Here is an 11,201-nt window from a genome sequence, read left to right on the forward strand (position 1 = left end):
GGCTTCGCCAAACGGTCGCTGCGCTCCCACCCCCCGGATCAATCCCTCCACTCAGCCTGCCGACGGGCTTCCAGATCAAGATCAAGATCAAGAGCTGCAGCCGAGCTAACGCTCATCCTGTTGAGTGGTGAAGGGCGACGCGGGGCGCGGGCTGTTTTTGCTTTTGCTTTTCTGTGGGAGCGAGCCTGCTCGCGATGGCGGCCTGACAGCCGACCAAGCCCTGAACTGGAGATACTCGATCCAAATGTGGGAGCCAGCCTGCTGGCAATGACGATCTGAAAAGCTAAGTTGTTTGACGGTGTGACGAAAATTCAGAACCTTCCCACATGTTTTTCAGGTTGTCCGTCGGACGTGCGATTTCTAGCCTAAGGCTGTCGCTGCAAAAATCAGCGACCGGGTTTCGCAGCCCGGTTAAACTTCAGACGCACAGCGTCCACCATCCGAAAACGGGCGCTTTTTTTATGTCTGTGTCATGGCGGCTGTGCGCGGGATACCTTCGGGTATGCCGGGTGCCTGAAGTCCCGGTCTGCGAACCTGCGTACAGCTGCCACCTAACATTCGTTTCGCAGCGAACGGTGGCGGCTCCACTACTTCAGGAGATTTCGCCATGTTCAAACCCACGCCAAACCCGCCCAAACTCGTCAATCATCCCAGCACAATCTTCACCGTCCTCCCCGAAGTCGACTCCGAAACATTACTCGCTAACGCCTGTGAAACGCTGGCCTCAGCCAACATCATGGCCACGGAGCTGGCGTTCACCCTGAGTGGCCCGACGTGTAATCATCTTCTGGGTATTCAGCAGATGATTTCCCTCGCAGAACTGTCGGTGAACCGCGTCCTCGATCAAGTCGATCCGCAAACCTGACGCCTACAAAAAAGCCCGCTGAACGTATGAAGTTCAGCGGGCTTTTTGTTGTTCAGAACATTACAAGGTCCCGAACACCTTCTTCGCCAGACTCGTCGCCGCAGCGGCCGGGTTCTGGCGGATGGTTTCTTCCTGTTTGCCGATCATTTCGAACAGGCCATTGAGCGCTTGCTCGGTGACGTAGTTCTCGACGTTCGCGCTCTTCGCGTCTACTACGCCGAAGGTCGCGGCCTGGCCGGCGAAGGCGTTGTACTTTTGCGCTACGCCGACCTTGTCGGTGGCTTGCTTGACGATCGGCAGGAACTTGGCGCGGATCTGTTCGCGGCTGGATTTGTCCAGGTATTGGGTGGCCGAGTCGTTTCCGCCGCTGAGGATGCCTTTGGCGTCGGCCACGCTCATTTTCTTCACGGCGTCAACGAGGATCGGCTGAGCCTGGGTCACGGCGCTTTCCGCAGCCTTGTTCATGGCGGTTTCCAGTTCTTCGACCTGGGCGCCCATGCCGAAGGCTTTCATCTTGCTGGCGGCTTTGCCGAGTTTGCCCGGCAGTTCGATTTTTACCTCCGGGTTATTGCTGAAACCGCCAGGCGTGCCGAGTTGTTTGACGGCGATTTGCGCGCCTTGGGTCAGGGCATCCTTGAGGCCGCCGGTGGCGTCCTGTTGCGACAGGTCGCTGAGCGACAGTGCCATGGCGCTGGCGGAGATCATCAGGCCCGCACACAGGCCGGCCAAGCGAAGGGTAGGGCGGAGCATGGCAGCTTCCTTGTTCCAGAAAATGAATTAACGAGCGGCGTCGACGCGGATTTTCAGCGGCTGCGGGTCGTTGCCGTCGAGTTGCACGGCGTGGTTTTCGGTGGTGATGAACATCAACTCACCGTTGACTTCGATGCGTGCGCTGACCGAGTAGCGGTGGCCGGGTTTGACCTGGGCCGGATCGTAGCTCAAGTGGAAGGGCAGCGGCACCTGGCCTTTGACCGGGCCTTTCTGTTGGTCGAGTACGACGGCTGGCGCGTCGGCCAGTGAAACGTCTTGCAGGGTCACGCTCAAGGTGGCGCTCGGTGGCAGGGCAATGCGTTGCAGGTAGAACACTTCGCCGTCGAGGCCGACCTTGCCGGCGGGTGTGGTCGATTGGCAGGCGCTGAGCAGCGTCGCGGCAGCGAGAATGGTCAGTTTTTTCATGGGAAATCTCCTTTCAATGTGGGAGTGAGCAGGCTCACTCCCACAGGTTGTTCATCAAGCTTCGGGCGGTGTGGCGACCTGATCGGCCGCATCTTCACTGCGGTGCAGCGCCACCTGACGGATCGACAAACGAATCTCCGCCGGCAACACGCGTTTCGCCGCGCCTTCGGCCAGTTCGCCGAGCAGCTCGTGGTAGCTCAGCTTGCCGGCTTCGTCGCGGCGCAGCACGTCGAGGTCGAGCAGGGTCTGGATGAAGTGGCGGAACAGGCTCTTGTCGAAAAACTCCGGGGCGTTGAGGCCATGCAGGATCGACAGGCGCTGGGCCATGACGGTGCAGAGGTCTTCCAGTTCTTCGGCGCTGACGGTGTTCTGGCCGGCGTTGAGCAGCAGCGACACGGTCATGTAGAAGCGTTGCAGGGTCTGCGCAATGCTTTTCGACAGCAGGGTCAGCAACACGAAATGCCGCGAACTCGGCGCAGGGCGCAGGTACACCTCTTTTTCGAAACGCAGCAGGCCTTGTTCGACGAAGGCTTCCAGCCATTGATCGACCACGGCATCGAGTTCGTCCAGGCTCCAGCGGATGAACAGCTCCGACTGCAAGTACGGGTACAACGCGCGGGTGTAGCGCAGGATCTGTTCGCGGCTCATGCGCGAGGTGCTCTGGAAGAAACTCGCCAGCAGCGCCGGCAGGGCGAAGATGTGCAGCACGTTGTTGCGGTAGTAAGTCATCAGGACGGCATTTTGCTCGTCCAGATAGAGAATCTTGCCCAGTGCGTCGTTCTGCTCGGCCAGTAGATCCATGTCCTTCACATGCTCGATCAGCGCGCGGCCATCGCCTTCCGGCAATGTCGTGTGTGGCGAGTACGGCACCTTGCGCAGCAGCGCCAGATACAGGTCCAGCACCCGCGCCATGGCGCGATCGTCCAGCGCCAGGCGAGTGGTCGACAGCAGCGCCAGCGCCACCAGATTGACCGGGTTGATCGCCGCCGCTTCGTTCAGATGCTGCGCGACTTTCTCGCCGAGGCGATTGGTGGTTTCGTTGAGCCACGCCGGTTTGTACTGCGGGCCGAGTTCCTGCTGGCGCCAGTCCGGTTGCTCGGCGTCGAGGAATTCCGCCAGTTTGATCGGCTCGCCGAAGTTGACGGCGACCTGCCCGAAGCGCTGCTTCAGCGCACCGATGACTTTGAAGATGTCGAAGATCGATTCTTTCTTCTTGCTCGCCCCGCGCAGTTCGCCGAGGTAGGTGCGACCTTCCAGCACGCGCTCGTAACCGATGTACACCGGCACGAACACGATAGGCATGCGCGACGAACGCAGGAAGCTGCGCATCGTGATTGCGAGCATCCCGGTTTTCGGTTGCAGCATGCGCCCGGTACGCGAGCGGCCGCCCTCGACGAAGTACTCGACCGGGAAACCTTTGGTGAACAGGGTGTGCAGGTATTCGTTGAACACCGAGGTGTACAGCGGATTGCCCTTGAACGTGCGGCGCATGAAGAACGCACCGCCACGGCGCAGCAGGCTGCCGATTACCGGCATGTTGAGGTTGATCCCGGCGGCGATGTGCGGCGGGGTCAGGCCGTTGCGGAACAGCAAGTATGAGAGCAGCAGGTAGTCGATGTGGCTGCGGTGGCACGGCACGTAGATCACTTCGTGACCCTGGGCGACCTTTTGCACACCTTCGATGTGGTTGACCTTGATGCCGTCGTAGATCTTGTTCCAGAACCAGCTCAGCACCACTTCAAGGAAGCGGATCGCGGTGTAGGTGTAGTCCGAGGCGATCTCGTTGCCGTAGCGCAGGGCCTGGGCCTTGGCTTTTTCCGGGGAGATGTTTTCGCGCTCGGCTTCGTCGAGGATCGCTTGCTTGACCAGTGGCTGGTTGAGCAGGCCTTTAACCAGGTTGCGGCGGTGGGAAATGTCCGGGCCGATCACCGCTGCCTTGAGGTTGCGGAAGTGTACGCGCAGGATCCGCTGGGCCATACGCACGGTGCGTTCATGGCCCTTGTTGTGTTCGATCAGCTCGCGCAGGTGGATCGGCGCGGAGAACTGCACACGAGTCTTGCGCCCGAGAATCATGATGCTCAGCAGCCGGCGCAGACGCCCGGTGACCGCCCAGCTGTCGGCGAACAGCAGCTTCCACGGACTGTTTTCGCTGTCCGGTGACTGACCCCAGAACACACTGACTGGAATGATCTGCGCGTCTTCGGCGGCGTTTTGCGTGAGGGCGCTGACCAGGCGGGTCAGGGTCGGCGGCGCACCGCGTTTGTCCTGACGGCCGAGCCAGTCCGGGTCCGGTGTCAGATAGAAGAACGCGGCAGGCTCAATCAACGAACCCACCGACACCGGCAGCACCGGGCGCGGCAGACCGGCCTTGGTGCACTCGGTATCGAGCACGGCCAGATCGGTCAGCGATGGGTTTTGCAGGACGTAGAACACCGGACGACTGCGGTCGAGGTTGAGGGTGAACGACGACTGGTTGATCGTCTCCGAGCGAACCCAGAGGTACAACAGTCGGCGCAAGGTGCCAAACACAAGACGGCGAAACGGGGAGCGGGTCATACGGCTTCTGCGTGAGTTGATAAAACCGAGCGTTTGCTCGGGTGGGCGCTAGTGTGACGGATTCATCGAAAATCGGCAAAAAAGCGGCGAAGTAAACTCCGGTTGAGAGTTTTCGTGCCTGTCATATACTCGGCGCTCTGTCGCCGGGGCCCGTTTATGGACGTCGGACGCAGGCTGACGTTCCTCAAAGGCTTTCCTGCGAAAAGCCTGTTCAATAATAAAAAAGGAGTATGAACAGATGGCAACACGTGAAACCGGCAACGTGAAGTGGTTCAACGACGCCAAGGGCTACGGCTTCATTCAGCGCGAAGACGGGGTGGACGTGTTCGTGCACTACCGCGCGATTCGCGGCGAAGGGCATCGGTCGCTGACCGAAGGCCAGCAGGTCGAGTATGCGGTGGTGACAGGTGACAAGGGTTTGCAGGCTGAGGATGTTGTAGGCCTGTAAATCCAGGATCAAAAGATCGCAGCCTTCTGCAGCTACTACAAAAGCTGCCGCAGGCTGCGATCTTTTTTTGGGTGTGAAATTTCATCCAACGCTGCGCTGTATGAATAAACACCCTGTCAGATCTGACAGTAGACAGCTTTTGTTCTCACGGCTACTTTCGCGAAAACGTGCCCTGGAGCCCGTATTTTCAGGGCTCTACCTACGCGAGAGGAAAGCGGTCATGTGGAAGGGTATTTCGATTTTGCTGGTCTTGGGGCTTTTCGGGTGCTCAGGTCAGACGACCTCCGAAAATGCTTCTCCGGAACCGCTCGCTCGCGCAATGACAGGCCTGGCATTGCCACAACAAGAACCAGGTATTTCGGCGGCGCAGCCATCGATATTCAAAGTGGTCGACGCGCCGGGAGGCGAGTTGAATGTCGATACCCTCGGCACAGAGGCCACTGTTCAGGTGAATTATCCGAGTCAGGCGCCTAGGGACACCGTCGGTGTGCGCCTGACCGGTGTGGCGTTGCGTGATGCGCCGATCCAGACCGTGTCCACCGTAGGCACGCTGACCTTCAAGTTGCCCAAAGCCTGGATCAGCGAAAACAAGGGGCGTACGGTCAACCTGACTTACACCTACAAGGTCGGCGGTGTCGGAAATCTGATTACCTCGTCCCCACTGAGCATCCGCGTGGTCAGCGCGCAGGGCCAGAGTGTGTTCAAGGTGGTCGAAGCCCCGACGGGCGAGTTGAATGCCGATACGCTCGGCACAGAGGCCACTGTTCAGGTGAATTATCCGAGTCAGGCGCCTAGGGACACCGTCGGTGTGCGCCTGACCGGTGTGGCGTTGCGTGATGCGCCGATCCAGACCGTGTCCACCGTGGGCACGCTGACCTTCAAGTTGCCCAAAGCCTGGATCAGCGAAAACAAGGGGCGTACGGTCAACCTGACTTACACCTACAAGGTCGGCGGTGTCGGAAATCTGATTACCTCGTCCCCACTGAGCATCCGCGTGGTCAGCGCGCAGGGCCAGAGTGTGTTCAAGGTGGTCGAAGCCCCGACGGGCGAGTTGAATGCCGATACGCTCGGTACCGAAGCCAACGTACAGGTCAGTTATCCGAGCCTGGCAGCGAAGGACACCGTCGGTGTGCGCCTGACCGGTGTGGCGTTGCGTGATGCGCCAATTCAGACCGTGTCCACCGTGGGCACGCTGACCTTCAAGTTGCCCAAAGCCTGGATCAGCGAAAACAAGGGGCGTACGGTCAACCTCACTTACACCTACAAGGTGGGTGGAGCGGGCAGTCTGATTACATCGTCATCGCTGCCCGTGCGGGTAATCGGTACGGTGCCGGAAGGCGATGGGCAGCGCGTTGCCAATGATCTTAATGCACAGTACGCCGATACGCGGCCAAATTGCGGCAGTGCTTCTCTACCTGCGGCGTTGTGTTCAGGTGTCATATTGCGGGCGACGATCAATGGCACCGGCTATCGCGCCTGGAACCCCAGTCCGCTTTCGCAGCAGAACGGTGGCGTTTCATTTTTTTACTTGCGTAAAGATGCGCGCTTCAAAGGATTTCCCGCCAGCTATCCAAACACCAGTGGTTTCATTTTTTTTCCATCTCAGCAACGCCCGGCGGGGAGCGTGGAAGTTCAGGTTCTATGCATTTTTCCCATAGACGGAGGCAGTGACATAAGGGCTGATCAGGGCTGTGGCGTATCCCGTAACTATCCAACGGTCAGTCGCTCATGCGAACAGCAGGGAATTACCACTGCTGCAGGATGGCTCAACCATTACAACCAGGGGCCCGCAGGATGGAAATACCAGCGTCAGTGTGGGTTCAATGTCCGATCCAGTCAGGGAACGCTTGCAGCCAATACGTTTTATCAGGGAATACTGGCCATGAATTTAATGGGGGCCGAGTCTTTCAACTCGTGGAATGAAATCCGTCTGGCGACATGGCCACAGAACATCCATACGACCATTCCGATCAAGGCGTTCTTTTATACGAGTAACGGTTTGGCGGATGCCCGATTCAACCAGCAGGACTTTTACAAGTATTCCAGCAAGGCAGTGCCGATCATCAAAGTGACATTGCCCAGAACGACTGCAGAGTCAGCCCGGTTCGAATTCAACAAGGGTGATCAGGTCGTGGGTAGTTGGAACTGAGGAGAGGAGCAATGATTCGAGGTTCAGAGCTATGAACTTCAGGATCAAAAGATCTCAGCCTGCGGCAGCTCCTTGTATCTCGACTATCGCTCCGTCAGGAGCGATAGTTCTCGACTGATCATCGAGGGAGGGACTTGGAAGCCGTGCAGCTCCTTAGGCTTTTTGCCTGTGATGTAGATCGTGCTCCAGCCCTCCACACTCACTCGTATAGTTCGAACGGTATCTTGGGCCCGTCTCTGGCGAGAGCCCGCATTCGCAAGGTTGGACAGAGTGCAGTGATGATCGAAAACGGATTAATGGAGAAACGGTCATGTCCAATTTCGTCGGCGTCGATGTCGCTAAAAACACCTTTGATATCGCTACTCACCTGCCAAACGGCAAGCACAAAACCAAAGCCAAACTGGCTAACGACTCAAAAGGTTTCAAAGAGTTTGACGCCTGGTTGAACAAGCAGGTCGAGCCTACAGCCCTGATCGTGATGGAAGCCACCAGCGTTTATCACCTGGAACTTGCCGAGTTCGTCTACAACAAGGGTTACCAGGTCTGCGTCGTCAATCCGGCTACGACCCACGCTTACGCCGACAGCGAGCTGCGCCGGATAAAAACCGACAAAAGCGACGCCAAATTGATCGCTGACTTTGCTCGGGAAAAGGCTGAAAAGCTTCAGCTTTGGGCTCCAGAGCCGCTGAAATATCGTCAGCTAAAGGCGATGGTACGTCGCTTGGATGACCTTCAGGAAATGGAGCAAATGGAGCTCAATCGCCTGGATGTATCCGACGAAAAGGTCAAAGACTCGATCAACTCTGTGCTGCGTCACATCGAGAAAGAGATCGTTGAAACTCACAAAGCAATCAAAAAACACATCGACGATGATCCAGACATGCGCCAAATGCGCGACTTGATCGTGACCATCGACGGTATCGGCCAGAAAACCCTTGAGCGGCTGCTGGCCGAGTTGGGCGACCTGCGTAAATATGACGACCCTCGCAAGCTGGTCGCTGCCGCCGGGTTGAACCCAAAGCTGCAGGACTCGGGAAAGTTCAAAGGCAGAACAGTGATTTCGAGAATCGGATCGGCTCGCGTTCGGGCGGGTCTATACATGCCTGGGTTGGTTGCACTGAAGCACAACAAGGCAATCATCGCCATGAAGGACCGCTTGAAGGCCAACGGCAAGGCCCCCAAGCAAATCATCTGTGCAGCGATGCGCAAACTCCTACATTTTGTCTACGCCGTTCTTAAATCGGGCCAGCCATTTGACCCGAAAATTGCCCTTGCCCGATGAGGGGCAAGACGGTATCTACAGGTGTATACATCACCCTGTAGGCACTGCCCGAGGCTGCGGTCTTTTTTGAGTGAGAATGCCCTGAAAGCATTACTGTACGAATAATCACTCTGTCAGTTATGACAGTATGCGGCTTTTTTTCAGGCCTGCCGTCGCGGAACAAGACCCCTGTAAATCAGAGTTTTCAGGGCTCTGTCCGTTCGAGGGGATTGAAATCAGGCGGTCTTCCAGGTGATCTCTTCTTCACCATCGGCGCTGATGCGCATCCAGCGATCCGCCGTTTCCTCGCCTTCTTCCTCGACCCACGTCCCCGGCGCACAACGCACTTCGACGTTCAGCGCAGCAAACGCGGCCCGGGCGCAGGCGATGTCGTCATCCCATGGGGTCGCATCGCTTTCCAGGTACAGGCTGTTCCACTTGCCCACGGCTTTCGGCAGCCAGGTCACCGGGACTTTGCCTGCCATGCACTTGTAGGTTTGGCCTTTCTGCACCCAGTCGCTGCACGGGCCCAGCGCTTCGCCCAGCCAGGCCGAAATGGCCTTGTGGTCGACGTCGGCGTCTTTCAGGTAAATCTCGATATCCGGTTGGCGCATGGATGTCCTCACTGCGGGTCTGAAAAATCCATTCGCGGATTTAGCCGGCCCCGGGCATTTGCCCGAGACCAAAAGTTATTGAAGAACGAAATAATCGTAGCGCATCGACACGGTGGTCTCGAACGGCTCGGCCTGTTCGATCACCGCCGCGCGACGCTCGGCGCTGGCACGCCAGCCGTGGGGCGTCATCGCCAGCAGGTTGGCGCGATCCTCGGGCTTGTCCAGCGTCAGTTTGAACTCAAGCGTCTCACTGTGCGCCAGCGCCATGCCTTCCGGCACCAAGGCCAGATGCTTGTCGTCGGTGTACTCACGGACTTCGTCGTATAGACGTTCGCGCAACTCCATCAGATGGCCACTGGTCGGGCCGACTTTCATCAGCCCGCCGCCTACGCTGAGCAGACGCTTGGCTTCTTCCCAATCCAATGGACTGAAAACACTGGCCAGGAACTGGCAACTGCCCGACGCCAACGGCACGCGGGCCATGCTGGCGATCAACCAGGTCAGTTGCGGATTGCGTTTGCAGGCGCGTTTGACCGCTTCACGGGAGATGTCCAGCGCGTAGCCATCGGCATCCGGCAGGGCCTCGGCGATCTGCGCGGTGTAGTAACCCTCGCCACAACCGATATCGACCCAGCGCGCCGGCGCGTAACTCGCCGCCAACTCGGCCAGACGCTTGGCCACCGGTGCGTAATGCCCAGCGTTCAGGAAGTCGCGGCGGGCCTCGACCATTGCCTGATTGTCGCCAGGATCGCGGCTGTTCTTGTGCTGCACCGGCAACAGATTCAAGTAACCCTGACGCGCACGGTCGAAACGATGCCCGGCGGGGCAGACCACGCCGTTATCCACCGGATTCAGCGGCTCACTGCAGATCGGGCACGCAAGCATCAGGCAAGCAACTTGATCAGGGTCTGGTAGTAGATCTCGGTCAGTACGTCGAGATCGGCCGCCAGTACGCGCTCGTTGACCTGGTGAATGGTCGCATTGACCGGGCCCAGTTCAACCACCTGAGTGCCCATGGTCGCGATGAAGCGGCCATCGGAAGTGCCACCGCTGGTAGACGCCTTGGTCTCGCGGCCGGTGATGTCCTTGATGCTCGCCGACACCGCGTCGAGCAGAGCGCCTGGCTCGGTGAGGAATGGCAGGCCGGACAGCGCCCAGTCGATGTGCCAGTCCAGGTCATGTTTGTCGAGGATGTCGGCAACGCGTTTCTGCAGGCCTTCAACGGTGGATTCGGTGGAGAAACGGAAGTTGAACACGGCCACCAGGTCGCCCGGAATCACGTTGGTCGCGCCGGTGCCGGAGTTGACGTTGGAAATCTGGAAACTGGTCGGCGGGAAAAAGTCGTTGCCGTGATCCCAGTGCTCGGCGGCCAATTCGGCCAGTGCCGGAGCGGCCAGGTGGATCGGGTTCTTCGCCAGATGCGGGTAGGCGACGTGGCCCTGAATACCCTTGATGGTTAGCTTGGCACCAAGCGAGCCGCGACGGCCGTTTTTGACCACGTCACCCACCAGCGTGGTGCTCGACGGTTCGCCGACGATGCACCAGTCCAGACGCTCATTACGCGCGACCAGACGTTCAACCACTGCCTTGGTGCCGTGGTGCGCCGGGCCTTCTTCGTCACTGGTGATCAGAAACGCGACTTTGCCTTTGTGGTTCGGGTAGTCGGCGACGAAGCGCTCGGCGGCGACAGTCATCGACGCCAGGCTGCCTTTCATGTCTGCCGCGCCACGGCCGCAGAGCATGCCGTGTTCATCGATGATGGCATTGAACGGGTCGATCTGCCATGCAGTCACCGGGCCGGTCGGCACTACGTCGGTGTGACCGGCGAAGCACAGCACCGGGCCGTCGTTGTTGCCATGGATGGCCCAGAAGTTATCCACATCCTCGATGCGCATCGGCTCCAGGGTGAAACCGGCATCACCCAGGCGCTGCATCATCTGCTTCTGGCAATCGGCGTCGACCGGCGTCACGGACGGACGGCGGATCAGGTCGATGGCGAGTTGGAGGGTCGGCGAAAGGTCGGCGTGGGCCGTCATGGAGAACTCCGGAATCTGGGGGCAAGGCGCGCAAAATGGCGGTTATCTTAAAGCAAAACGGCGACCATTGGCCGCCGTTTAGTGCATCGATGAGGA

Annotated in this window: 10 protein-coding genes; 4 read left to right on the plus strand and 6 right to left on the minus strand. The window is 58.8% G+C overall.

The window, feature by feature from the left end:
• Nucleotides 1-607 precede the first annotated feature (607 nt).
• Entirely contained in the window at nucleotides 608-865 is a 258-nt protein-coding gene (locus ACA069_RS05560) for a DUF6124 family protein (RefSeq protein ID WP_401270633.1), read from the plus strand.
• Between the two features lie 60 nt (nucleotides 866-925).
• Here ACA069_RS05560 and ACA069_RS05565 read toward each other — a convergent pair whose 3' ends face one another.
• From ACA069_RS05565 to plsB, 3 genes are read right to left on the minus strand one after another with little or no spacing between them, the layout of a single operon-like run.
• On the minus strand, nucleotides 926-1,615 hold the full coding sequence (locus ACA069_RS05565; protein ID WP_497616649.1) for a DUF4197 domain-containing protein: 690 nt from the start codon (nucleotides 1,613-1,615) through the stop codon (nucleotides 926-928).
• Nucleotides 1,616-1,642: 27 nt separating this feature from the next.
• Nucleotides 1,643-2,041 carry a YbaY family lipoprotein gene (locus ACA069_RS05570; protein WP_497616650.1) on the minus strand — a complete coding sequence of 133 codons (399 nt, stop codon included), beginning with the start codon at nucleotides 2,039-2,041 and terminating at the stop codon, nucleotides 1,643-1,645.
• A gap of 54 nt (nucleotides 2,042-2,095) precedes the next feature.
• Complete coding sequence (plsB, locus tag ACA069_RS05575; protein WP_401270641.1) at nucleotides 2,096-4,597, minus strand: glycerol-3-phosphate 1-O-acyltransferase PlsB; 2,502 nt, start codon at nucleotides 4,595-4,597, stop codon at nucleotides 2,096-2,098.
• A 238-nt stretch (nucleotides 4,598-4,835) separates the two neighbouring features.
• Between plsB and ACA069_RS05580 the strand changes: the two genes are divergently transcribed.
• The 3 genes from ACA069_RS05580 to ACA069_RS05590 all read left to right on the plus strand — a co-directional run bounded on the left by ACA069_RS05580 (nucleotide 4,836) and on the right by ACA069_RS05590 (nucleotide 8,476).
• Nucleotides 4,836-5,045, plus strand: coding sequence for a cold-shock protein (locus ACA069_RS05580; protein WP_095189383.1), 210 nt, complete (start codon nucleotides 4,836-4,838; stop codon nucleotides 5,043-5,045).
• Between the two features lie 334 nt (nucleotides 5,046-5,379).
• Entirely contained in the window at nucleotides 5,380-7,194 is a 1,815-nt protein-coding gene (locus ACA069_RS05585; protein WP_497616653.1) for a hypothetical protein, read from the plus strand.
• Nucleotides 7,195-7,504: 310 nt separating this feature from the next.
• Nucleotides 7,505-8,476: an IS110 family RNA-guided transposase gene (locus tag ACA069_RS05590; RefSeq protein ID WP_497615510.1), complete on the plus strand. Its 972-nt coding sequence runs from the start codon at nucleotides 7,505-7,507 to the stop codon at nucleotides 8,474-8,476.
• Nucleotides 8,477-8,691: 215 nt separating this feature from the next.
• Here the strand turns inward: ACA069_RS05590 and ACA069_RS05595 are convergent, their stop codons facing one another.
• The 3 genes from ACA069_RS05595 to dapE form a co-directional block, all read right to left on the minus strand.
• Nucleotides 8,692-9,069: a hypothetical protein gene (locus tag ACA069_RS05595; protein ID WP_497616654.1), complete on the minus strand. Its 378-nt coding sequence runs from the start codon at nucleotides 9,067-9,069 to the stop codon at nucleotides 8,692-8,694.
• A 75-nt stretch (nucleotides 9,070-9,144) separates the two neighbouring features.
• Nucleotides 9,145-9,954 (minus strand): putative RNA methyltransferase, encoded by an 810-nt coding sequence (locus ACA069_RS05600; RefSeq protein WP_497616656.1) that lies wholly within the window; start codon nucleotides 9,952-9,954, stop codon nucleotides 9,145-9,147.
• Entirely contained in the window at nucleotides 9,954-11,105 is a 1,152-nt protein-coding gene (dapE, locus tag ACA069_RS05605) for a succinyl-diaminopimelate desuccinylase (protein ID WP_187680859.1), read from the minus strand. Before dapE ends, ACA069_RS05600 begins: the two co-directional genes overlap by 1 nt.
• Nucleotides 11,106-11,201 lie beyond the last annotated feature (96 nt).

The organism is Pseudomonas sp. LBUM1652 (assembly GCF_059716105.1).

Bases quoted from the DNA above. Each gene is read 5' to 3' on its own strand.
- ACA069_RS05560 (WP_401270633.1), top strand. From the start codon at position 608: ATGTTCAAACCCACGCCAAACCCGCCCAAACTCGTCAATCATCCCAGC.
- ACA069_RS05565 (WP_497616649.1), bottom strand. From the start codon at position 1,615: ATGCTCCGCCCTACCCTTCGCTTGGCCGGCCTGTGTGCGGGCCTGATG.
- ACA069_RS05570 (WP_497616650.1), bottom strand. From the start codon at position 2,041: ATGAAAAAACTGACCATTCTCGCTGCCGCGACGCTGCTCAGCGCCTGC.
- plsB (WP_401270641.1), bottom strand. From the start codon at position 4,597: ATGACCCGCTCCCCGTTTCGCCGTCTTGTGTTTGGCACCTTGCGCCGA.
- ACA069_RS05580 (WP_095189383.1), top strand. From the start codon at position 4,836: ATGGCAACACGTGAAACCGGCAACGTGAAGTGGTTCAACGACGCCAAG.
- ACA069_RS05590 (WP_497615510.1), top strand. From the start codon at position 7,505: ATGTCCAATTTCGTCGGCGTCGATGTCGCTAAAAACACCTTTGATATC.
- ACA069_RS05595 (WP_497616654.1), bottom strand. From the start codon at position 9,069: ATGCGCCAACCGGATATCGAGATTTACCTGAAAGACGCCGACGTCGAC.
- ACA069_RS05600 (WP_497616656.1), bottom strand. From the start codon at position 9,954: ATGCTTGCGTGCCCGATCTGCAGTGAGCCGCTGAATCCGGTGGATAAC.
- dapE (WP_187680859.1), bottom strand. From the start codon at position 11,105: ATGACGGCCCACGCCGACCTTTCGCCGACCCTCCAACTCGCCATCGAC.